At 72.4% G+C, this 22,071-nt stretch carries 23 protein-coding genes and 1 tRNA gene; 14 read left to right on the forward strand and 10 right to left on the reverse strand.

The annotated features are described in order from the left end of the window. Positions 1 to 51 precede the first annotated feature (51 nt). Positions 52 to 831, forward strand: coding sequence for a phosphate ABC transporter ATP-binding protein PstB (gene pstB / locus J1M38_RS06625; RefSeq protein ID WP_069941086.1), 780 nt, complete (start codon positions 52 to 54; stop codon positions 829 to 831). A gap of 92 nt (positions 832 to 923) precedes the next feature. On the opposite strand, the gene J1M38_RS06630 is transcribed toward pstB, so the two are convergent. The 3 genes from J1M38_RS06630 to J1M38_RS06640 form a co-directional block, all read right to left on the reverse strand. Then, positions 924 to 1,949, reverse strand: a complete 1,026-nt coding sequence (locus tag J1M38_RS06630) for an inorganic phosphate transporter (RefSeq protein WP_002856097.1) — start codon at positions 1,947 to 1,949, stop codon at positions 924 to 926. A gap of 15 nt (positions 1,950 to 1,964) precedes the next feature. After that, positions 1,965 to 2,591 (reverse strand): hypothetical protein, encoded by a 627-nt coding sequence (locus J1M38_RS06635; protein WP_036314859.1) that lies wholly within the window; start codon positions 2,589 to 2,591, stop codon positions 1,965 to 1,967. 139 nt (positions 2,592 to 2,730) lie between these two features. Further along, positions 2,731 to 3,405, reverse strand: a complete 675-nt coding sequence (locus J1M38_RS06640; protein ID WP_041103592.1) for a hypothetical protein — start codon at positions 3,403 to 3,405, stop codon at positions 2,731 to 2,733. 158 nt (positions 3,406 to 3,563) lie between these two features. On the opposite strand from J1M38_RS06640, the gene J1M38_RS06645 reads away from it, so the two are divergent. Further along, a tRNA-Lys gene (locus J1M38_RS06645) sits at positions 3,564 to 3,636 on the forward strand. 92 nt (positions 3,637 to 3,728) lie between these two features. On the opposite strand, the gene J1M38_RS06650 is transcribed toward J1M38_RS06645, so the two are convergent. The 4 genes from J1M38_RS06650 to J1M38_RS06665 are packed head-to-tail and all read right to left on the reverse strand — an operon-like array spanning position 3,729 to position 6,192. Further along, positions 3,729 to 4,493: a hypothetical protein gene (locus J1M38_RS06650; protein ID WP_134417039.1), complete on the reverse strand. Its 765-nt coding sequence runs from the start codon at positions 4,491 to 4,493 to the stop codon at positions 3,729 to 3,731. After that, positions 4,490 to 5,071 (reverse strand): site-specific integrase, encoded by a 582-nt coding sequence (locus J1M38_RS06655; protein ID WP_081339211.1) that lies wholly within the window; start codon positions 5,069 to 5,071, stop codon positions 4,490 to 4,492. Before J1M38_RS06655 ends, J1M38_RS06650 begins: the two co-directional genes overlap by 4 nt. Before the next feature lie 15 nt (positions 5,072 to 5,086). Further along, positions 5,087 to 5,686 (reverse strand): hypothetical protein, encoded by a 600-nt coding sequence (locus tag J1M38_RS06660; protein WP_134417037.1) that lies wholly within the window; start codon positions 5,684 to 5,686, stop codon positions 5,087 to 5,089. A 2-nt stretch (positions 5,687 to 5,688) separates the two neighbouring features. Beyond that, positions 5,689 to 6,192, reverse strand: a complete 504-nt coding sequence (locus J1M38_RS06665; RefSeq protein WP_241246541.1) for a helix-turn-helix transcriptional regulator — start codon at positions 6,190 to 6,192, stop codon at positions 5,689 to 5,691. 169 nt (positions 6,193 to 6,361) lie between these two features. Here J1M38_RS06665 and J1M38_RS06670 point away from each other — a divergent pair, with 169 nt between their 5' ends. Genes J1M38_RS06670 through J1M38_RS06680 form a run of 3 tightly spaced genes read left to right on the forward strand, consistent with a single transcriptional unit; the run spans position 6,362 to position 7,600 of the window. Further along, positions 6,362 to 6,583, forward strand: a complete 222-nt coding sequence (locus J1M38_RS06670; protein ID WP_069941083.1) for an AlpA family transcriptional regulator — start codon at positions 6,362 to 6,364, stop codon at positions 6,581 to 6,583. Beyond that, positions 6,580 to 6,933, forward strand: a complete 354-nt coding sequence (locus tag J1M38_RS06675; protein ID WP_069941082.1) for a hypothetical protein — start codon at positions 6,580 to 6,582, stop codon at positions 6,931 to 6,933. The genes J1M38_RS06670 and J1M38_RS06675 overlap by 4 nt, the downstream gene beginning before the upstream one ends. Positions 6,934 to 6,979: 46 nt before the next feature. Next, a complete protein-coding gene (locus tag J1M38_RS06680) occupies positions 6,980 to 7,600 on the forward strand; it encodes a hypothetical protein (protein ID WP_069941081.1) in 621 nt (206 codons plus the stop codon). On the opposite strand, the gene J1M38_RS06685 is transcribed toward J1M38_RS06680, so the two are convergent. Further along, positions 7,567 to 8,589: a DUF445 family protein gene (locus J1M38_RS06685; RefSeq protein WP_342356214.1), complete on the reverse strand. Its 1,023-nt coding sequence runs from the start codon at positions 8,587 to 8,589 to the stop codon at positions 7,567 to 7,569. The two genes, J1M38_RS06680 and J1M38_RS06685, sit on opposite strands and share 34 nt — an antisense overlap. A 100-nt stretch (positions 8,590 to 8,689) precedes the next feature. On the opposite strand from J1M38_RS06685, the gene J1M38_RS06690 reads away from it, so the two are divergent. The 5 genes from J1M38_RS06690 to J1M38_RS06710 all read left to right on the forward strand — a co-directional run bounded on the left by J1M38_RS06690 (position 8,690) and on the right by J1M38_RS06710 (position 15,346). After that, a complete protein-coding gene (locus J1M38_RS06690; RefSeq protein WP_134417032.1) occupies positions 8,690 to 9,613 on the forward strand; it encodes a glycerophosphodiester phosphodiesterase in 924 nt (307 codons plus the stop codon). A gap of 154 nt (positions 9,614 to 9,767) precedes the next feature. Next, positions 9,768 to 11,450, forward strand: a complete 1,683-nt coding sequence (locus J1M38_RS06695; RefSeq protein ID WP_134417031.1) for an ABC transporter substrate-binding protein — start codon at positions 9,768 to 9,770, stop codon at positions 11,448 to 11,450. A 145-nt stretch (positions 11,451 to 11,595) separates the two neighbouring features. Further along, a complete protein-coding gene (locus J1M38_RS06700) occupies positions 11,596 to 12,600 on the forward strand; it encodes an ABC transporter permease (protein WP_002856116.1) in 1,005 nt (334 codons plus the stop codon). Further along, positions 12,597 to 13,589, forward strand: coding sequence for an ABC transporter permease (locus tag J1M38_RS06705; protein ID WP_206481309.1), 993 nt, complete (start codon positions 12,597 to 12,599; stop codon positions 13,587 to 13,589). Before J1M38_RS06700 ends, J1M38_RS06705 begins: the two co-directional genes overlap by 4 nt. 2 nt (positions 13,590 to 13,591) lie before the next feature. Beyond that, positions 13,592 to 15,346, forward strand: coding sequence for an ABC transporter ATP-binding protein (locus J1M38_RS06710; RefSeq protein WP_206481310.1), 1,755 nt, complete (start codon positions 13,592 to 13,594; stop codon positions 15,344 to 15,346). Positions 15,347 to 15,474: 128 nt separating this feature from the next. Here the strand turns inward: J1M38_RS06710 and J1M38_RS06715 are convergent, their stop codons facing one another. Both J1M38_RS06715 and pta read right to left on the reverse strand, forming a co-directional pair. Continuing rightward, on the reverse strand, positions 15,475 to 16,623 hold the full coding sequence (locus J1M38_RS06715) for an acetate/propionate family kinase (RefSeq protein WP_134417028.1): 1,149 nt from the start codon (positions 16,621 to 16,623) through the stop codon (positions 15,475 to 15,477). A gap of 20 nt (positions 16,624 to 16,643) precedes the next feature. After that, positions 16,644 to 18,719, reverse strand: a complete 2,076-nt coding sequence (gene pta / locus J1M38_RS06720; RefSeq protein WP_061873053.1) for a phosphate acetyltransferase — start codon at positions 18,717 to 18,719, stop codon at positions 16,644 to 16,646. 161 nt (positions 18,720 to 18,880) lie between these two features. Here pta and J1M38_RS06725 point away from each other — a divergent pair, with 161 nt between their 5' ends. The 4 genes from J1M38_RS06725 to J1M38_RS06740 all read left to right on the forward strand — a co-directional run. After that, positions 18,881 to 20,221 (forward strand): Nramp family divalent metal transporter, encoded by a 1,341-nt coding sequence (locus J1M38_RS06725; RefSeq protein ID WP_134417027.1) that lies wholly within the window; start codon positions 18,881 to 18,883, stop codon positions 20,219 to 20,221. A 31-nt stretch (positions 20,222 to 20,252) separates the two neighbouring features. Next, positions 20,253 to 20,630: a thiamine-binding protein gene (locus J1M38_RS06730; protein ID WP_123244192.1), complete on the forward strand. Its 378-nt coding sequence runs from the start codon at positions 20,253 to 20,255 to the stop codon at positions 20,628 to 20,630. A gap of 113 nt (positions 20,631 to 20,743) precedes the next feature. Beyond that, complete coding sequence (locus tag J1M38_RS06735) at positions 20,744 to 21,307, forward strand: GNAT family N-acetyltransferase (protein ID WP_134417026.1); 564 nt, start codon at positions 20,744 to 20,746, stop codon at positions 21,305 to 21,307. After that, the coding region (locus J1M38_RS06740; protein WP_206450642.1) for a fused MFS/spermidine synthase at positions 21,304 to 22,071 on the forward strand (768 nt) is incomplete at its 3' end. The genes J1M38_RS06735 and J1M38_RS06740, both read left to right, overlap by 4 nt.

Here is a 22,071-nt window from a genome sequence, read left to right on the forward strand (position 1 = left end):
CGACCCCGTCGCACCCCCCCCAGAGACTTCCACGAAGGAACAGAACCACTCATGTCCAAGCGCATCCAGGCCATCGACGTCGATGTCTTCTACGGCAAGTTCAAGGCCGTCGAGGGCGTCAACATCGACATCGCCCCCCGCTCCGTCACCGCCTTCATCGGCCCCTCCGGCTGCGGCAAGACCACCTTCCTGCGCAGCATCAACCGCATGCACGAGGTGCTCCCCGGCGCCACCGTGGACGGCCAGCTCCTGCTCGACGGCGAGGACATCTACGGGCCCGGTGTGGACCCGGTCCGCGTCCGTTCCCAGATCGGCATGGTCTTCCAGCGCCCGAACCCGTTCCCCACGATGTCCATCCGCGACAACGTGCTGGCCGGCTACAAGCTCAACGGCACCCGCCTGAACAAGTCCCGTGCGGACGAGCTCGTGGAGAAGTCCCTGCGCGGCGCCAACCTGTGGAACGAGGTCAAGGACCGCCTCGACAAGCCCGGCTCCGGCCTCTCCGGCGGTCAGCAGCAGCGTCTGTGCATCGCCCGCTCCATCGCGGTGCAGCCCGACGTGATCCTCATGGACGAGCCCTGCTCCGCGCTCGACCCAATCTCCACCCTCGCCGTCGAGGACCTGATCAACGAGCTCAAGGAGGAGTACACGGTCATCATCGTCACGCACAACATGCAGCAGGCCGCGCGCGTGGCGGACAAGACCGCGTTCTTCAACATCCAGGGCGTCGGCAAGCCCGGCAAGCTGATCGAGTACGACGACACCGACGTCATCTTCAACAACCCCTCGAGCCAGCAGACCGAGGACTACGTCTCCGGCCGCTTCGGCTGAGCCGTCCCGCGCTCCGTCCCCGACCCCGTCCGGCCGCACGCCGGGCGGGGTCGCGGCGTCTGCGGGGCCGGGCGTCGTCGTCGGGCGCGGCCTCAGGCCAGCGGGACGAGGGCCAGCGTGCCGAGGAGGCCGAGAAGGGCGCAGGCCACCGGCGTGAGCACCCACCAGCCGACCACGCGCAGCACGGTGGGCCAGCGCACGGACGCGTAGGTCTGCGTCTGGCCGGCGCCCACGATGGCCGCCGTCGCCGTGTGGGTGGAGGACAGGGGCAGGTGGAACACCAGGGATCCGACGAACAGCAGGCCCGCGGGGATGACGGCGGCCACGGACGCCCGCAGGGGGTCGAGGCGCACGAGACGCTCGGTGAGGGTCCAGGCGATCCGCCAGGCGCCGCCCAGCGTGCCGAGCCCGACCGCGAGGGCGAACAGGAACGCGCCCCCCACGAACTCGGCCGTCAGGGCGTCCGGCGCCAGGACGGACCCGGACCCCACCAGCACGGCGGCCCACAGCACCCCCATGCGCTGACCGGCCTGCAGGCCGTGGCCCATGGCCATGGCGCTGGCGGAGATGCCCAACGCGACGCGGGCCCGGTGCTGGACGTTGACCGTGGTGCCCCGGGTGGCGAGCCGCATGGCGGGGGCGGTGAGCAGGCGGGCGAGCGCCCACGCGATCAGGGGCGAGAGCAGCAGGCTGAGCAGCACCTCGGCGCGGACGAGGTCGAAGATGGTGAGGGCGACGTCGATGTCCAGACTCAGGCGCACGGCGAGGTGGCTGCCCGCCAGCGCGGAGATCAGCGCGTGCGTGCTGGAGCCGGGCAGGCGCCGCCACCACAGCAGCAGACCCCACACGAGGGTCACCACGCAGGACACGCCCACGGCCAGGGGGCCGATCTCGCTGCGCACCGCGGGCGAGGTGAAGTAGTGCACGCTCAGCGTGATGAGCCCGATGCCCAGCAGCGCGCCCACGGTGTTGACCGCTCCGGTCAGGAGGAGGGCCCCGCGCGGTGTCAGCGCCCGGTACCGGACAGGCAGCGCCGCGGCGTTGGGGGCGTCGCGGAAACCCATCAGCGCGCCGACGGCGCACAGCAGCACGAGGACGACGGCGAGCCCCGCGGTCACGGCGCCTCCACCGGCTCAGGACTCACGGACGAGCACCATGCCCAGGTCCATGTTCACGCGGGAGAGGGCCTCGAGCGCCGCGTGCAGCGCCCAGGCGACCTCGCGCTGGCGGTTGTAGTCGCGCTGCAGCAGGTCCATGCCGAGGTCGGCGAGCCACTCGACCATGATCCGCTCCGTGCGGCGGGAGGCGCGCAGCAGCTGCATCCACGTGGCCTCCAGGGCGTCGAGGTCGCGCATCTCGGCGGCGCCGCGGGCGAGCAGCTCGGCCTGCCGCCCCACGGTCTCCAGGACGTCGAGGGCGTGCGTCGGCAGCTCCTCGAGGTCGGCCCGCTGGATCAGCACGCCCGCCGACACGACGCGCCGGGTGGTCGCGTGCACGCCGCTGGCCAGCCGGTAGAGGTCCTGACGGGGCAGCGGAGTCACGTAGGCGCTGCGCAGCGCGGTGAGGAAGGCCATGAGGGTGGCGCTCGAGGACGAGTCGAGCTCCTCGAGCTCACGGGCGGCACGGTCCGCCTCGGGTCCGCGGGTCCCCGCGACCTGGGCCACCAGATGCACGGACCGGTGCAGGGCCTCGGCGAGGTCCGCCATGTGGCGCAGCGCCGGGGTGTCGCGCGTGACGAGCCAGGGCATGCGGGGGGACATGGGCAGCGGTCGCTCTCTCGTCGACGGGTGGCGAAGGGGTCGACGACGACGCCGGACCGGGAACGCCTCTCGGCGGAAGGCCGCTCGCAGCGGCTATGTGTTGGAGCCCGGGGTTACCAGCGGCCCGGCGCCGTCCCCATCAGTCTAGCGATCCGTCCCGAAACGCTCGACCCGCCGCCTCCAGGGCGTCGGCGGTGCTGACCAGGCGCGCGGCCCGGCGGGTGAGGGCGGCGGCGCGGTCCGGGGCGGCGGCCTCGGAGCCCTCGGCGTGCTCGACCTGGCCCAGAGCCACGACGCGGGCGTAGGCCGCGGCGCGCTCGAACGCGACGTCGATCTCGGAGCGGTAGGCGCCCGTGAGGATCGTGTCCGTGAGGCGGCGCAGCTCGGCCGGCCCCGGCGGCTCGACGGCGCCCGCCACGACGCGCGAGGCGTAGGCGGCATGCCCGGCGCGGTACCAGGCGGCCCAGCGCTCGCCGTCGCGGGTCGTCGCCTCCTGGAGCGCGTACAGGCGCCACAGGGCGCCGGCGAGCGAGACGGGCGGGGCGTCCGCCCACAGCTCGGCGAGCGTCTCGACGCCCAGCTCGCGGACCAGCCCGACCAGCCGCTCGACGATGGCCGGGTCCTCCTCCGCGCGGCCGCCGGCCACGAGGGCGTGGGCCAGGCGCGAGGCCGCCGCGGCCACTTCCTGCGGGTCTTCGCCGCCGGCGAAGTGCGTGAGCTCCTGCGGTTCCGAGAGGCGGGGCCGGTGGGGGCGCAGCACGCCCGAGGCGCTCGAGCTGGCGCCGCGGCCGGCGGGCAGGCGGTGACGTGCCATGGGCGGGCTCCCTTCGAGGGCGCATCGGGGTGGGGATGTGGTCGCCGGAGGCGGCGGCCCCGTCCACGGTAGTGCCCCGGACGCCTGGGCTACCATCGGAGGGCACCCGTGAGGGTCGCCGTCGTCGGCCGCGCGCCGTCGTCGTCGGCCGCGGGTGGGGGCCTTTAGCTCAGCTGGCAGAGCATCGGACTTTTAATCCGCCGGTCGCGGGTTCGATCCCCGCAGGGCCCACCGGAAAACGGCCCCTGACTAGGCATGACGCCCGGTCAGGGGCCGTTCTGGTGAGGGTCTGGTGGCCACGATCCACCCTTTACCCACCCGATTCACTCCGTCGATTGGCTGGCCTCGTCGGCATCCGATGGCACGACTTTGTGAGCGACGTACCCGGCCACGCCAGCCCCCTCCAGCGTTCTTGTCGCCAGATTCCATAGCCAGTTCACGAGTGATGGGTCGGGGGCGGTCATGGCGACCGGCAGTGCAACGGCGAACCATGCGATGGTGACCGCCGCGAATATTCCCAGGCGGAGGGCCTCGGGTGATAGGGAGGAGTCCCCCTCAGGCGGAACACTGGCTATGACCAAATTAGCCGCGGCGGAGAGGTCATCACTGCTCGAACCGGCCTGGTTCAACTCGCGGGCGAGGTCGGGCCTGCTGGCGATTTCCTGTCCCACGGCCGCAAGGGCTGAGAGGTCCAAACGCCCTACCAGGATATGAGTCTTTGCCTGAAACTGTGCGAGCACCTCTGCGGCATTGCCCAGCGTCGGCGCGAGTTGCTGATTCAGTTGGGCAGTGACCTCCGCCATGGATGCGAGGCTGGGCGCGAGTTGCTGATTCAGTTGGGCGGTGACCTCCGCCATGGATGCGAGGCTGGGCGCGAGTTGCTGATTCACCTGCGCCATAACTTCAGTCAATTGAACGGTCAGTTTAGGGCTCAGGGATGGCATTGCCGTCGCAAGTGATTTACCCAATGTGGCCGTGGCTTTCAACATTGAATCTTGTAATGGATCAAGCGCCTTGCGCAGTCTTTCCGCCTGCTCAGGTGAGAGTCGGAAATCATCATCATCGGGGGAAAAACCCGTTGTAGTCATGATTGCTCCTCGTCATAGGTCTCCCAGAACCCGGCCAGCGCCGCCGTCATGTCCGCCGCCTCCGGTGCCTTGGCCCGGTAGTGCGTCCGCGTCACAGCCTCCCCGGAGTGGCCCAGGTACGCCGACGCTGCGGCCAGGCCCTCCGCGTCCGCCAGCCGCGTGGCAACCGTCTTGCGGAACGTGTGCGGGGTGACCCACTCGAATCCGATAGCCTCCCGCGCCGTCCGCCACTGCTTCCGGTAGTTCGACGGGTCCCGGACAGTCCCCGTGGACGACGGGAACACCATCGGGGACACCAGGTCCAGGTCCATGGACCGTTCCCACCGGCCGCGGAGCATGTCCGCCGTGTGCGCGTCCACGGTGTAAGTCTGGACGGACCCGGCCGACTTGGGATGATCCTGGCGCACCGCGCCCCCGCGGCCCGCCACGACGACGGCACCCGTGATGGCCACCTTCCGGGCGTCCAAGTCCACGTCCTGCCACCGCAGGGCCAGCGCCTCCGAGATACGGCACCCCGTCGCCAACATGACGTCCACGACGTCCAGCAGATCGTCCGGCCGCCGACGCCTCCCGTTCACCGGTGGCTCCGACTGCTAGGCCGCCAACTTCCGCCGCAGGACCCGGACGTCCGCCGGCGACAGGGCGCGCACCTCCTTCCGTGGGACGGAGATGGGGGACACCTCTCGGAGTGGGTTCCCCTGGATGGCGTCATGCCGGGCAGCCAGACCGAGGACGCCGGACATGACCGTCCGCGCCACCTTGGCCGAGGGTGCCCCGTGGTCCCGCGCGATGCCGCGGAGGAACGCCTCCATCCGGGACGTGGTGCATTCCCTCACCCGGAGTTCCCCGACGCCGCCGCGGGCCTTGCAGACGTGCAGGTCCACGGTGATCCGGTACCGCTTCACGGTGTTGGCCGCCCGGCCGCGGGCCTCCACCTCTGCCAGCCATAGGCGGGCGACGTCGCGGACGCGGGTGTCCGGGGTGACCTCGCCGGCGGGCGGGGCTGTGCGGGCGCGGAGGCGGGCCTCCAGGGCGCGCCGGGCGCGCTCCTTGGAGGACGCCCGGGCCTCCACCTTGCGCGTCACCCCGTCCACGTCCCGGACCTTGGCCATAGCGCGGAATACCCCGGGGGCCACCTCCTTGGGGTCACTGATGCGTCCCCAGGTGCCCACAGCCAACGGCGGGCGCGGCATGGTCAGCCCTCCCCGTCTGTGGCGTCGCCCTCGCCCAGGTCCAGAACCTCGTTGAGGGGCCGAAGGGATGCGGGTTCCGGGTGGTCCATGTACCGAACGGCACGGGCATGGACCATCTGAACGACGGGGGTAAGTGGGTGCCTGTCGTCCGCGACCTCCGCGCGGTCCCGCCCGGACAGGGCGCGCCTGGCCTCATCCACCAACCACGTCATGGTCTGCACCCGGGTATTGAACTCCCCCTGGAGGCGGTATAGGCCACGCACGGCCGCGGCGGCCCGCTCCAGGTCCGCCCCTCCGGTGAAGTTGTCCTCACCCGCGTGAATCATCTGATCCACGGTGACGTTGAGGGCCGCCGCGATCCCCTGGGCCTCCCCGAGTCTCACCGGCCGCTCTCCCTTCTCGATCCGGGAAATCGTCGTCTGGTGGAAACCCTTCCACCCCAACTCCGTCATGCGTCGGGCCATCTCCCCTTGTGACCACTCGCTCTCCTCTCGGAGGCGCTTCATGGCGGCCACGAAGCGAGCCTCCGTCTCCGCGCCGGGTGGTTCTGGTGTGTTCGTCATGCCTCCAAGGTGCCACAAATCGTGGTTGACCGTAAAGCACTAGGCGTGGTTACATGGTTTCGTGTTTACAACGGTAGAACACCACGTTGGACCCATTGAGAGGACCGCACCCATGAACACCACCCCCGTCACTGTCACGACGCCGCGCCCCGTCACCCACCTGTCCCCCCAGGACCTTGCCGCCCGCGTGGGCGTCCCGGTCGCCACCGTCTACAACTGGCGATCCACCGGCTACGGCCCCCGCGGGTTCCGCGTCGGGAAGTACCTCCGGTACCGCCTGGCCGACGTGGAGGCATGGGAGGACGCCCAGGTGGCTGCCGAGGACGACCGATGAGCGCCCCCGACCGCTACTGCCTGGACCCCGCCGTCCTAGACGTGGAGGCCCGCACCCCGGCCGCCGGCGCTCGCCTCCCGTCCGGATGGGTCCGCGCAGCCACAGCAGCCGCCCGCACCATGGGGGAGCCGTTCACCCCGGCCCGCCTCCGCGCCGCGCTCCCGGAGCCGGTTCACCCGGCCCACTTCGGGGCCGTCGTCCGTCACCTCCACGCGGCCCGTGTGATCCGTCCTGCGGGCTTGGCCCTGGAGCGGTCCCCGGACGGGTCCGCGCGCCCTGTCCGCGTCTGGGAGGCCGTCCCCGTGGGGGCCGAGGACCCTGCGGAGGACACCGCCGCTCCCGCCGCATGAGCGGCACACCCACCACCCGCATCACAGGCCTGGAAGGAGGGCACCCATGGGCGCGAGCAACGTCATAGCCGCCTATACCTACTGGCGCGGCCGCCTCTCGCACCGGGACCTCCACGCGCTCGTGTTCATGGCCGTGACCGCCCTCGATTCTGACCGCCCGCCGGTCTACTACGGCGGGTGGGAGGCCGTGGCCCGGGCGCTAGGCCTGGACCTGGAGGGCAACCGCGCCTCTGCCAAGCGGACCACCGTGAAGGCCTTGACCGCGCTCACCGAGGCCGGGGCCATCACCTCCAGCGGTACGGCCCGCGCCGGAATCCGTGCGGAATACGCCCTGAACCTCGCGCCTGGGACCACCTACGTCCCGTCCGGCCGAGGGCGGAACGTCACCTGGACGGCGCGGCCCGCGACTGCCAGGGGGACCGCCATGGACCCCCAGGTAGGGACCGTGGTGGACCCCCCTAAGAGAACCCAGGAACCACACGGAGGAACACGGGAGGAACCACCAGAGGAACCACCCATCACCTCCCAGCCCAACTCCGGTACGCGCGTGCGCGAGTCCGACGCCATGAATGACGACAGGACCCCCTCCAAGGCAGAACAGGAGGCCCGCCTCCTGGCATGGGCCGCCGAGCACTACACCGAGGACCCCGACGCCCTCACCGCCTGACCCTCCCCGCACCAGCGCAGCGAGGCCGTGGGCGCGGCCCTCGCGGCGCACAAGGAGGAGTTCGACTCCCTGCGCGACCTCGAGAACCAGGTGCCCGAGGCCCTCGAGCGCGTCGATGCCCGCCTGCCCGAGGCGCGGGTGGCGGGCTCGTTCCGCATCTCGTCGGCGAGGCGGTCGAGCCAGTCGTCGACGGCGCGGCGGGCCTCGTGCTGCCGGTCGCGGCGGATGCCGGCGAGATACTTGAGGGTCTCGGCGTGCAGTCTCTCGGCGAGGAGGCGGTCCACGAGGTCCGGGCTCCACTCGGGGGAGCGACGGCGCACCGTCTCGACGAACAGCTCGGGGTGGGCGGCCACCCAGTCCCCGGTGTGGGCGACCACGAGGTCCACCACGCGCTCGTGGTGCCGTCCGGCCACCACGTCCTCCAGCACGCCCGCGAGCGTGGGGGACCAGTCCGGGGCCACCATGTGGCGTTCCATCAGCTGGCGCAGCAGCTCCTGGACGGCGTCGTCGTCGGCCGCGGCCATGGCGCCCCGGGCCGCCGTCGCGATCTCCCGGGCGGTGCGGGCCGCGTTCTCCTCACGGCGCAGCCAGCCGCCGGCGGCCTCGGCCACCTTCAGTCCGTCGACCTTCTCGTGGGCGACCTCCGAGTCCAGGAAGTTCTCCTGCACGAACTCGGTCAGCGCGGCGCCGAGCTGGTCCTTCTTCCGCGGGATCAGGGCGGTGTGCGGCACGGGCACACCCATCGGGTGGCGGAACAGCGCCGTGACCGCGAACCAGTCCGCCAGTGCGCCGACCATGCCGCCCTCCGCGGCGGCGCGCACGTAGCCCCACACCGGGTGGGTGTCCTGCAACGGGAACGCGACCACGAACACCACGGCCAGCAGGATGAGCAGCCCCAGGGCGACGGCCTTCATGCGCCGCAGGCCCGCCGCGCGTTCGAGGGCACCGGCGCTGAGCAGCTGCTGGGCGGGGTCGGGGGAGAAGGACACGGGAGGCTCCTGATCGCGTGCACCGAATGGTCCCCACCAGTTAACCAGCCGGGCACCCTGCGGTGACGTGGTCGGCACACGCGCTCCCTAGCCTGGCGGCGTGCCCGCCCTCGTGATCGCCCACCGCGGTGCCTCCGCCGCCTTCCCCGAGCACACCCGCGCCGCCATGCTCCACGCCCTCGCCGTGGGCGCGGACGGTCTCGAATGCGACGTCCAGCTCACGCGGGACCGTGAGGTCGTCTGCTGGCACGACCCCACCGTGGATCGCACCTCGGACGGGCACGGCGCGGTCGCGGACCACACGCTGGATCGTCTGCGCGGCCTCGACGTCGTCTCGTGGCACGCCCGGCGTCCGGGGGCCGAGCCCGCCACGACGACGGCGCCGCCCGCCGCGTACGGCGGCGCGGGGGAGCAGGTGCTCACCCTGGCCGACCTCCTGGCGATCGCGACGGCCGCGGACCGGCCGCTGCGACTGGCCGTGGAGCTCAAGCACCCCTCCCCGTTCGGGCATGAGCTCGAGGAGCGGGTGCTGCGGGAGCTGCTGCGGGCCGGCTGGGACCCGGAGACCGGCCGGGTGGGTCAGGTGCAGGTGTCCCTCATGAGCTTCCACCCGGACGCGCTGCGCCACGTGGCTCCGCTGGCCGGCACGGACCCCCTCTGCCCCCTGATGGACCTCATGCCGACGGAGCTGCCGACCCGGCTCGCGCGGGGGCCGCTGAGCCGGGCGGCGGTGCGTGCGGCGGCGCGTCAGTCGCTGGCGGGGTCCGAGGCGCTCGTCTGGCGCGGCCGGGCCGGGATGGCGGGGCCCTCCGTGGCCTACGTGCGGGAGCACCTGGCGGACGTGAAGGCGTGGCTGGCGGCGGGGCGGCGGCTGCGGGTGTGGACCGTCGACGAGCGCGAGGACGCCGATTTCCTCCTCGCCCAGGGGGTGCAGGAGCTCACCACCAACCGTCCGGAGGACGTGCTGCGCTGGGTCCGCGAGCGGGCCGCCGCGCGTCGGGAGCGGGTGCCCACCGGGGCCTGAGGGCGCCGTGCCGCACGCGCAGACGCGGCCTGCGTTGCGTTCCTGCCCGCGCTTGTGGCTATAGTCACGTCCAGGAGCGTGCCCGAGGTCACACCCGACGGCGCGGTCCCCTCGCACCCGCGTCTCGGCTGAGACCTCTCCCGGAGGAGCCCCCATGGCCACCCGTCTGCGTCACCGACTCCTGTCCGCCGCCGCGCTCACCGCGGCCGGCGCCCTGCTCGTCACCGGCTGCGCCCAGAGCCAGCGCGACGGCGGCGGCTCCGGCGGCTCGGGCGGGGGCGACGCCGCCCAAGTGGACGGCTCGTTCATCTTCGCCGCCTCCTCCGACCCGAAGACCCTGGACCCGGCCTTCGCCTCCGACGGCGAGACCTTCCGGGTCTCCCGTCAGATCTTCGAGGGCCTCGTGGGCACGAAGCCGGGCACCGCGGACCCCGCGCCGCTGCTGGCCGAGTCCTGGGAGTCCTCGGAGGACGGCCTGACCCACACGTTCCAGCTGAAGGAGGGCGTGACCTTCCACGACGGCGAGCCGTTCAACGGGGAGGCCGTGTGCGCCAACTTCGACCGCTGGTACAACTTCACGGGCATCCAGCAGTCGGAGACCCTCTCGTACTACTACGGCAAGCTGTTCCGCGGCTTCGCGGACAAGCCCGAGGACGCCGTCTACCAGGAGTGCGAGGCCACCGGCGAGCACGAGGTGAAGATCACGCTGGCGCAGCCGTTCGCGGGCTTCATCTCCTCCCTGTCCCTGCCGGCCTTCGCCATGCAGTCGCCGAAGGCGCTCGAGGAGTACAAGGCGGACGAGGTCGGCGGCACCGCCGAGTCGCCCCAGATGTCCGAGTACGCCCGGGCACACCCCACCGGCACCGGCCCCTACAAGTTCGAGTCCTGGAGCGTGGGCGAGGACGTCAAGCTCACCGCCAACGAGGACTACTGGGGCGAGGGCGGCGAGGTCACGGACATCACCTTCCGCGTGATCGACGACCCGGTGGCCCGCCGTCAGGCGCTCGAGGCCGGGGACATCGACGGCTACGACCTCGTGGCCCCCGCGGACACCGCGGCCCTGTCCGAGGCCGGCTTCACCGTGGTGGCCCGCGACCCGTTCACCATCCTCTACCTGGGCCTGAACCAGGAGAAGGAGGAGCTCCAGGACGTCAGGGTGCGCCAGGCGATCGCCCACGCGATCGACAAGGACGCCCTCATCGCGCAGACCCTCCCCGAGGGCACGGAGCCCGCCACCCAGTTCATCCCGAAGTCCGTGAACGGGTACAGCGAGGACGTCACCACGTACGAGCACGACCCCGCCAAGGCCAAGGCGCTGCTCGCCGAGGCCGGCTACCCGGACGGCTTCACGATCGACTTCAACTACCCCACCGGCGTCTCGCGCCCGTACATGCCGACCCCCGAGCAGGCGTTCTCCAACCTCTCGAGCCAGCTGGCCGAGGTGGGCATCACGGTGAACGCGAAGCCGGCCAAGTGGAGCCCGGACTACCTCGACCAGGTGCAGGGCACCTCGGACCACGGCATCCACCTGCTCGGCTGGACCGGTGACTACAACGACACGGACAACTTCGTGGGCGTGTTCTTCGGCCAGGAGAAGCCCGAGTTCGGCTTCACCGACGAGGAGCTGTTCTCCGCCCTCGCGGAGGCCCGCCAGATCCCGACGCTCGAGGAGCAGACGCCGAAGTACCAGGAGATCAACGAGCAGATCTCCGAGATCGTCCCGGCGGTCCCGCTCGCCCACCCGGCCCCGTCGCTGGCCTTCGACAAGCGCGTGGCCTCCTACCCGGCGAGCCCGGTCAACGACGAGGTCTTCAACGAGATCGACCTGACCGAGTGAGCCCGGCGGGCCGGGGACGACCCGCCCCACCGGCGACGACGGCGCCGCGCCCCGGCGCCGTCGTCGCCGGCCCGCCCGCCACCGCCCGTCCCTCGCACCCCTCGCACCGACCGGCCCGGCCCCCGCGCCGGCATGGAGGCCCCTCGTGCTCAGACTCATCGGCAAGCGCCTGCTGCTGCTGATCCCCACCCTGTTCGGACTGTCCGTCCTGCTGTTCGTGTGGGTCCGCAGCCTGCCCGGCGGCCCCGCCACCGCCCTGCTCGGCGATCGCGCCACCCCCGAGGCCGTGGCCCGGGTGAACGCGGCGTACGGCTTCGACAAGCCCCTGCTCGAGCAGTACGTCACCTACATGGGGCGGCTGCTGCGCGGCGACTTCGGCACCTCGATCATGACGAATCGGTCTGTGGTCGAGGAGTTCGCGGACCGCTTCCCGGCCACGCTGGAGCTCTCGATCTTCGCGATCGTGTTCGCGGTGGTCATCGGCATCCCGCTCGGCTACTGGGCCGCCCGCCATGTGGGCCGGTGGCAGGACGACGTCGCCGTCGTGCTGTCCCTGATCGGCGTGGTGGTGCCCGTGTTCTTCCTGGCGTTCATCCTCAAGTGGGTGTTCGCGGTGAAGCTGGGCTGGCTGCCCACGGACGGCCGGCAGGACCCGCGGATCGACGCCACCCACTACACGAACTTCTACGTGTGGGACGGCATCATCACCGCCGAGTGGGACGCGGCCCTGAACGCGCTGACCCACCTGGTGCTGCCCGGCATCGCGCTGGGCACCATCCCGCTGGCGATCATCGCGCGCATCACCCGCGCCTCCGTGCTGGACGTGCAGGACGCGGACTTCGTGCGCACGGCTCGCGCCAAGGGACTGGCCCCGCGCCTGATCCGGGACCGCTTCATCATGCGCAACGCCCTGCTGCCGGTGAGCACCACGCTCGGCCTGCAGCTGGGCCTGCTGATCTCCGGGGCGGTGCTCACCGAGACGGTGTTCGCGTTCAACGGGATCGGCCGGTTCCTCGCGCAGGCGATCTTCCAGCTCGACTTCCCGGTGCTGCAGGGCTTCATCATCTTCATCGCCTTGCTCTACTCGCTGATCAACCTGGTCGTGGACGTCTCCTACGGCCTCATCGACCCGAGGGTGCGTGTCTCATGAGCGTGAACCTGCCCCCCAGCCCCGGCGGCGGACCCACCGAGCACGCCGTCGAGCACGCGCTGGCGCCCGTCGAGGCCGGGGCCACCCAGGAGACCACCGAGGCCGCCGCGGACGCCCGCGGCACCTCCGTGTGGGGCGCCGCCTTCCAGCGGCTGCGCCGCAACCCGGCGGCGATCGCCGGCGCCGTGATCGTGCTGCTCTTCGTGCTCGTGGCCGTCCTCGCCCCGGTGCTGGCCCCGTACGCGGGCACGGCCACACCGGGCATGCGCGAGATCCGCCCCACCCACGTGCCCGGCCCCGGTGAGGTGGCCGGCTACCCGCTGGGCCTGGACCGCTTCGGCGGGGACGTGCTCTCCAAGCTGATCTGGGGCGCGCAGGCCTCGCTGCTCATCGGCGTCGTCTCGACGGCGTTCGGCCTGGCCGGCGGCATGCTGCTCGGCCTGCTGGCCGGCACGTTCGGCGGCTGGGTGGACTCCGTGGTGATGCGCGTCGTGGACATCCTGCTCTCGGTGCCGAACCTGCTGCTGGCGGTGTCCATCGCGGCGATCCTCGGGCAGACCCCGTTCGCGGTGATGATCGCGATCGGGGTGGCGCAGGTGCCCGTGTTCGCGCGGCTGCTGCGTTCCTCGATGCTCACGCAGAAGGGGTCGGACTACGTGCTCGCGGCGCAGACCCTCGGCCTCTCGCGCGGGCGGATCACGATGTCCCACGTGCTGCCGAACTCGCTGGGCCCCGTGATCGTGCAGGCCACGCTCACGCTGGCCACGGCCGTGATCGACGCGGCCGCCCTGTCCTTCCTCGGCCTCGGCGGCGGCCGCCCCGAGACCGCCGAGTGGGGCCGCATGCTCACCTACGCGCAGGCCGAGCTGGGCATCAACCCGTGGCTCGCGTTCCTGCCCGGCCTGTGCATCGCCATCACCGCGCTCGGCTTCACCCTGCTGGGCGAGTCCCTGCGCGAGGCCCTCGACCCGACCTCCCGGAGGCGCTGACCATGGACCCCAAGCACGACGACGGCGCGCCCGGCCCCGGCGCGACACCCGCGGTCCCCGCGGTCGGCGCCCCGCTGCTGGAGATCCGCGACCTGGACGTGGAGTTCACCACCCAGCAGGGCACCGTGCAGGCCGTGGAGGGCGCGTCCCTCACGCTCCCGGCCGGCGGCACGCTGGCGATCGTGGGCGAGTCCGGCTCGGGCAAGTCCACCACCGCGATGGCCGCGATCGGCCTGCTGCCCGGCAACGGCCGGGTCACGGCAGGCTCCGTCCGCTTCGCGGGCGCGGAGCTCGTGGGCCTGCCCGAGTCGCGGATGCGCCGCATCCGCGGCCGCCGGATCGGGCTGGTGCCGCAGGACCCGATGTCCAACCTCAACCCCGTGACCCGGGTGGGTCAGCAGATCGGGGAGACCCTGCTGACCCACGGCATGGCGACGAAGAAGGACGTGGGGGCCGTCGTCGTCGAGGTGATGGAGCGCGCCGGCATCCCCGAGCCGGCGCGGCGGGCCAAGCAGTACCCGCACGAGCTCTCGGGCGGTCTGCGCCAGCGCGTGCTGATCGCCATCGGCCTGGCGTGCCGGCCGCAGCTGCTGATCGCGGACGAGCCGACCTCCGCCCTGGACGTGACGGTGCAGCAGGTGATCCTGGACCAGATCGACGAGATGACCCGCGAGCTCGGCAGCTCCGTGCTGCTGATCACCCATGACCTCGGCCTCGCCGCCGAGCGGGCGCAGCAGCTCGTGGTGATGCACCGCGGACGCGTGGTGGAGTCCGGCGACGCGCGGGCCATCCTCGAGGACCCGCAGCACGCCTACACCCGCTCGCTCGTGGCGGCCGCGCCGTCGGTGGCGGCGGCCCGCCTGCTGCCCGAGGCCTTCGATCCCGCGCCTGCCGCACTGGCCGAGGACGACACCGCGGCCCTCACCACGGTGGCCCTGGCGAAGCAGGACCTCACCCCGCTGGTGGAGATCCGCGACCTCACGAAGGTCTATCCCGTGCGCGGGCACGAGGACTTCACCGCCGCGAAGGACGTCTCCCTGAAGATCCCGCGCGGCAAGACCGTCTCGATCGTCGGCGAGTCCGGCTCCGGCAAGACGACGACGGCGCGCATGCTGCTCAAGCTGATCGAGCCGACCTCGGGCGAGATCAGCTTCGAGGGCAAGGATGTGCTGGCGCTGAAGGGGGAGGGGCTCAAGGACTTCCGGCAGCGCGTGCAGGCCGTGTTCCAGGACCCCTTCTCCTCGCTCAACCCCTCGTTCACGGTGGGCCGGATCATCGAGGAGCCGCTGCAGACGTACCGGCGGGGCGACGCCAGGCAGCGGCGGGCGCGCGTGCTCGAGCTCATGGACCAGGTGGCCCTGCCCTCGCACTTCCACCGCCGGTACCCGGCCGAGCTCTCGGGCGGACAGCGCCAGCGCGTGGCGATCGCCCGCGCGCTCGCGCTGAACCCCGAGCTGATCGTGTGCGACGAGCCGGTCTCCGCGCTGGACGTGCTCGTGCAGGACCAGATCCTCACGCTGCTGCGCCGCCTGCAGGACGAGCTGGGGCTGAGCTACCTGTTCATCTCGCACGACCTCGCGGTGGTGCGGCTCATCTCCGACTACGTGTGCGTGATGAAGGACGGCGAGGTGGTGGAGGCGGCCAGCTCGGAGGAGGTCTTCACCAACCCCCGGCACCCGTACACCCGCCGCCTGCTCGCCTCGATCCCGGGCAACGAGCTGGGCATCGCCGTCGAGGCGGACGGCACCCACGTCTGAGCGCTGACCGGGCCGGACGGTCGGGTGCAGAAGCGCCCCGTTCGTGTCGACCGAGCCGCAGCGACATCACCGCCGGGCGGACCGGCGGTGATGTCGCTGGGCGTCGGTCGGACGGTCGGGCGCGGTGCTCAGCGGGCGAGCTCCCACGTCAAGCGGGCGATCGCCTGCTCCTCGTCCGTGGGGACCACGAGCACCGGGATCGCCGACTCCGGTGCGGAGATCGTGTGGGGCCCGGCCACGCGGGCGCGGTTGGCCTCGGCCTCGTAGGCCACCCCGAGCGCCTCGAGCCGGTCGAGCACGCGCGCCCGGAACGGAGCCGAGTTCTCGCCGATCCCGGCGGTGAACACGATCGCCTGCGCCCCGCCCACGGCCACGTGGTAGCCGCCCACGTACTTGGCCAGCCGGTAGGAGGCCACGTCCAGGGCGTTGCGGGCGCGGCCGTCCCCGGAGGCGGCGTTCTCCAGCACCTGGCGCATGTCCGCCTCCCCGGCCAGGCCCAGCAGGCCGGAGCGCCTGTTCATGAGGGTGTCCAGCTCCTCGGCGTCGTAGCCGTGGTTCCGCATGAGGTGGGTGACCACGGAGGGGTCCAGGTCGCCGGAGCGGGTGCCCATCACCAGGCCGGCCAGCGGGGTGTAGCCCATGGAGGTGTCCACGGAGACGCCGTCGCGGATGGCGGTGGCGGAGGCGCCGTTGCCCAGGTGCAGCACCACGGCCCGGAACTCCCCCCGCGGGATGCCCAGATGCTCCGCGGCGAGGCCGGTGACGAGGTCGTGGCTCGTGCCGTGGAAGCCGTAGCGGCGGATGCCGTGCTCCGTGTAGACCTCGTCCGGCAGGGCGTACTGCCAGGCCTCGCGGGGCATGGTCTGGTGGAACGAGGTGTCGAACACGACCACCTGGGGCATGTCCGGCCAGCGCTCGGCCATGGCGCGCAGCCCCTGGGCGGCGGCGTGGTTGTGCAGCGGGGCCAGCGGGGCGAGGCGCTCGATCGCGCGGATCACCTCGTTGGTCACCCGGGCCGGGGCGGTGAACCGCTCGCCGCCGTGGACCACGCGGTGGCCGGCGGCGTCGATGGTGCGCCCGCCGGTCGCCTCGGCCAGCTCGGCCTCCACCTGCTCGAGGGCGGCGGCGTGGTCCGGCACGCCGGAGCCGGGGACGCCGATGCGCTCCACCAGGCCCTGGGCGAGGACGGGCACCGGGGCGTCCGTGCCGTCGTCGGCCAGCTCACGGAGCTGGTACTTCAGGGACGACGAGCCGGAGTTGATGACAAGGACGAGCACGGGGGACTCCTTCCGGGGCGTCAGCCCTGGGCCTGGGCCTGGATGGCGGTGATGGCGACGGTGTTGACGATGTCCTCCACGGTGGTGCCGCGGGAGAGGTCGTTGACGGGCTTGTTCAGGCCCTGCAGCACGGGCCCGACGGCGACCGCCCCGGAGGACTGCTGGACGGCCTTGTAGGTGTTGTTGCCGGTGTTCAGGTCCGGGAACACGAACACGGTGGCCTGGCCGGCCACCTCGGAGCCGGGCATCTTCGAGGCCGCGACGGAGGCGTTGACGGCGGCGTCGTACTGCAGCGGGCCCTCCACCTTCAGCTCGGGGGCGCGCTCCCTCACGAGCTCCGTGGCGGCGCGGACCTTGTCCACGGACTGCCCGGAGCCGGAGGCGCCCGTGGAGTAGGAGAGCATGGCGACGCGCGGGTCCACCCCGAACTGGGCGGCGGTGGCCGCGGACGCCACGGCGATGTCCGCGAGCTGCTGCGCGTCCGGGTCCGGGTTCACGGCGCAGTCGCCGTACACGAGGGCGCGGTCCGGCAGCAGCATGAAGAACACCGAGGAGACGATCGAGACGCCCGGCTTCGTCTTCACGAACTCCAGCGCGGGGCGGATGGTGTTGGCGGTGGTGTGGGCGGCGCCGGAGACCATGCCGTCCACGTCGCCCAGGTGGACCATCATCGTGCCGAAGTAGGCGCCCTCCTGCATGACCTCGCGGGCGCGCTCGGCGTCCACGCCCTTGTGGACGCGCAGCCGGGCGTACTCCTGCGCGTAGCGCTCCAGGTCCGGGGAGTCGGCGGGGTCCACGAGCTCGATCCCGGTCAGGTCCACGCCCTCGCGGGAGGCCAGCTCCCGCACGGCGGCGGCCGGGCCGAGCACCACGAGGTCGCAGACGTCGCGGCGCTGGAGGATCTCGGCGGCGCGCAGCACGCGGGCATCCTCGCCCTCGGGCAGCACGATCCGGCGGCGGTCCGCGCGGGCGCGGGAGATCAGCTCGTGCAGGAAGCGCAGAGGGGTGACGACGTCGGTGCGTGGCAGGTCGAAGCGGGCCAGCAGCTCGTCCCCGTCCACGCGCTGGTGCCAGGTGCCCAGGGCGGCGGCGGTCTTGCGGGGCTGGGCGCTGGAGAGCTCGGAGCGCACCCGGGAGACCTTCGCGGCGGTGGTGAACGTGTCGTCGTGGGTGACGAACACGGGGAAGGCCGCGCCCAGGTAGAGCCGCTGGAGCTGGCGGTTCGGGAGGATGCCGTTGGTGAGGATCATGCCGGAGGGGGTGGGGAAGTCCGGGGTCAGCGAGGAGGCCACGGTGGCCAGGATCGCGTCGGAGCGGTCGCCGGAGACGATCACGAGCGCGCCCTCGCGCAGGACCTCGAGGAAGTTGCCGCCCTCCATGGAGACGGCCTTGACCTCGGCGACGTCGCGGTCCAGCGTCTCCTGCCCGGCCATCTGCTCGAGCCCGAGCGCGTCCGCCACCTCGGCCACCGAGGGGTGCGCGAGCTCGGTCAGCTCGGGCAGCACGTACACGGGCCAGGCGTGGCGGCCGGGGCGCACGGCCGCGCCGACGGCGTCGAGGTCACGGGGGTCCGCGCGGTTGACCATGACGGCCAGCAGCTCGACGCCGGCGTCGTCGAGGGTGCGCCGGGCCAGGTCCACGACGTCGGCCGCCTGCTCGGGTGTCAGGTCCGCGCCGGAGACCACGGCGACCACGGGGGTGCCGAGGTTGCGGGCGAGCTGGGCGTTGAGGTCGAGGTCGGCGGCCGGGTCCGGGCTGATCAGGTCGGTGCCCTCCACCACCACGACGCCGCCCGCCGCCCGCATGGCGTCGTACTGCTCCACGCAGCGCTGCTGGACCTCGTCGCCGCGGCCCTCGGCCATGAGGGTGCGGGCCTCGGCCGCGGTGAGGCCGCCGCGGGCCTGCTCCGGGGAGAGGCCGTACTGCTCGCGCATCAGCAGCACCATGGGGTCGGTCTCCACGTCGTCGCCGGGCACCACGGGGCGGAAGTAGCCCACCGTGCCGGAGCGCCGGTACAGCGAGTCGGCCAGGCCCAGGCTGACGAGGGACTTGCCGGCGCCGGTGGACGTGGTGGAGACGAAGATTCCCTGGGGCATGGCGGACCTTCCGGTGGAGGACGGGGCTCGTCGTTCACGGTACCGAGGCCGCGGCGTCGGGGCCCGTCCCGGCCGACGCGGATCGACGTGAGTGAGGCGTGTCTCTCACGCGCGTGACACACATGACTGCACTCGCCCCGTCAAGCATTAAGGACCCTCCCATGGCAACGAGAGCCGACCGCGGCCGCCCCGTGCACAACCCCGACATCATCGGGTTCACGGACGCCGAGCTCAACGAGACCCCCATCCGGCCGAAGTGGAACTCGCTGGGACCCGGCATCGTGGCGGCCGCCACGGGCGTGGGCGCCGCGGACCTCGTGGCCACCCTCACCGCCGGCTCCCGCTACGGCTACATGCTCCTGTGGGCCGTGATCCTGGGCGTGATCTTCAAGATCGTGCTCGTGGAGGGCGTGGGCCGCTGGTACCTGTCCACCGGTAAGACGATCTTCCAGGGCTGGCGCACCCTCGGGGCCTGGACGTCCTGGTACTTCGGCCCGTACATCCTCATCTGGGGCATCGTGTACGGGGCGACGGCGATGTCCTCCACCGCCCTGCCGCTCGCGGCGCTGTTCCCCGGTGTGGACAGCAAGGTGTTCGCGATCGCCGCGGGCCTGATCGGCCTGGGACTGGTCTGGCTGGACAAGTACCGGCTCATCGAGTGGCTCATGACGGTGCTGATCGGCGTCATGTTCGTGACGGTGCTGCTCTCCGCGGCGCTGACGGCCCCGAACCTGGGCGAGATCCTCGCCGGTCTCGTGCCGCGCCTGCCCTCCGGCGATCCCCAGGCCATGTTCTACGTGCTCGGCCTGGCCGGCGGCGTCGGCGGCACCATCACGCTCGCGGCCTACGGCTACTGGCTGCGCGACAAGGGCTGGAACGTCCCGAAGTACCTGAAGGTCATGCGGTTCGACAATGCGACCTCGTACATCCTCACGGGCATCTTCGTGATCGCCACCATGGTCATGGGCGTGGAGCTGCTGCACTCGGCGGGGCTGGCGATCTCCTCGGGCGACAAGGGCCTGCTCGACGTCGGCAACGTGCTGGCCGAGCGCTACGGCCAGGCGTACTCCGTGGTGTTCCTGGTGGGCTTCTTCGCCGCGTCCTTCTCCTCGCTTCTGGGCGTGTGGCACGGCGTCTCCCTGATGTTCGCGGACTTCTGGACGAACTTCCGCCGGCCCGCGGACGAGCTCGACCAGGACGACGCCCCCTCGCTGGCCTCGAAGCCGGGCCGCTTCTTCCTGCTGTGGCTGACCTTCCCGCCGATGACCCTGCTGTTCCTGGATCGCCCGATCTTCCTGATCCTGCTCTACGGCACGCTCGGCGCCTTGTTCATGCCGTTCCTGGCCGTGACGCTGCTGTTCCTGAACAACAAGAAGGAGGTGCCGGCCCAGTTCCGCAACGGCTGGATCCGCAACACGCTGCTGGGCCTGACCGCGGCCGTGTTCGTGGCGATCGGCGTGAACGAGCTGATCAAGGCCCTGCAGCCGGTGCTCGGGGGGTGAGCCGGCGGCGGGGGCGGGGCACACTGGTGCCATGATCGTCGCCTTCTCCGTCGCCCCCTCCGGCCAACCCGCCGACGCCGAGCACCTGCCCGGCGACGCGGACACCGCGTCCGTGCACCGGGCGGTGGCGGCCGCCGTCGCCGTGGTGCGCGCCTCCGGCCTGCCGCACCGCACCTCCTCGATGTTCACCGAGATCGAGGGGGAGTGGGACGAGGTGATGGAGGTCGTGCGCGCCGCCGTGGACGCCGTGTCCCCGTACGGCTCCCGCGTCTCGCTCGTGCTGAAGGCGGACATCCGCCCCGGCCGCACCGGCGAGCTGGACGGCAAGCTCGAGCGCCTCGAGTCGGCCCTCGCCGAGGACGAGGGGCGGCGCGCCGCCCCAGCCCCGCGCGACGGCGACGCCGGGTGACCCCCCTCCCTCCCCGCTGCCCCCCCGGACGCTTTCGTTCGAGAAACGGCGGCGTGTCGAGGCGCTTTCGTTCGAGACATGGCCGCCGCGCCGGCGGCCCAGAGGAGCAGCCCGTGCCTGAGTCTGTGACCGTGCGCCCCGCCGCCCCCGGGGACGTCGAGGCGCTGCTGCGCGTCAAGGCGCGGTCGTGGCGGGAGGCCTACGGCGCGCTCCTGCCGTCCGCGTACCTGGACGCGATCGAGGACCGGATCCCAGAGGACGTGCCCGTGTGGACCGCGCTGATCGGATCGGACCGTGACCTCTGGGTCGCCGACGACGGCGGCCGGCTGCTCGGCGTGGCGCTCGCGGGCCCGCCTCGCTCGGCGGCGGAGACGGGCCGGACGGGCGCAGACGACGCGGCCGCATCGCCCGCCGACCTGCCCGATGTGGAGCTCATGGTGCTCTACGTCCTGGCCGAGGCGTACGGGACCGGCCTGGGAGCGCGCCTGCTGGACGCCGTCGTCGGGGAGCGTCCCGCGATGCTGCGCGTCCTCGCCGAGAATCCGCGGGCCGTGGCGTTCTACGCCAAGCACGGGTTCGCGGCAGTGGGGGCGCCGGAGCCGATGACCGGCCCGTGGGCCGGCCTGCACGAGCAGCTGATGGTGCGCCGTCGCCCGCACGACGGCGGTGCGGCGTGAGTCGCCGGTCATCGGCGCGCCGGGGCCGGGCCGCGGGCGGATCCGCCGGCCCCGCCGGGATCGAGCCGGGCGTCCACGCGATCACCCACGGCACCGCCGAGATCCGCGAGGACGCCTTCGAGCCGGACGCGTTCATCCTCTACGTCAACGGCGTCGAGTCCTCGCCGCTGGACCCCGAGCGCCCCGAACGCATGGCCTTCGAGTACATGCGCTGGGCCGCCGCGGCCGTCCGGGCGCACTGGCCGGAGCCCACGCCGCTGCGGGCCCTGCACCTGGGCGGCGCGGGCTGCGCGCTCGCCCGCTGGGTGGACCACGCGTACCCGGGCTCCCACCAGACCGCGGTGGAGATCGACGCCGGCCTGGCCGCCCTCGCCCGCGAGCGCTTCGGCCTGCCCCGCGCCCCGGCCCTGCGCATCCGCGTGGCAGACGCCGCCGAGGTCCTGGCCACGGCCCACCCGGCCAGCCGCGACCTGATCATCCGCGACGTCTTCGCCCCGGACCCCACGGACCTGACCGGTGCCCGCCACATCACCCCGCCGGGCCTCACCGGCCTGGACGCGGCCCGCGCCGCCGCGCGGGTCCTCGCCCCGGGCGGGCTGTACGTGCTCAACGTGGGCGGCGGGCCGGACCTGACGTCGGTGCGGGCGGACGTGGCCGCCGTCGTCGCCGCGTTCGAGCACGTCGAGGTGATCGCGGATCCGCCCATGCTCAAGGGGCGGCGCCGCGGCAACGTCATCGTGGCGGCCTCGGACGCCCCCGTGGCC

The sequence above is a fragment of the Micrococcus sp. KRD070 genome, assembly GCF_017168435.1.
Taxonomy (GTDB): Bacteria; Actinomycetota; Actinomycetes; order Actinomycetales; family Micrococcaceae; genus Micrococcus; species Micrococcus luteus.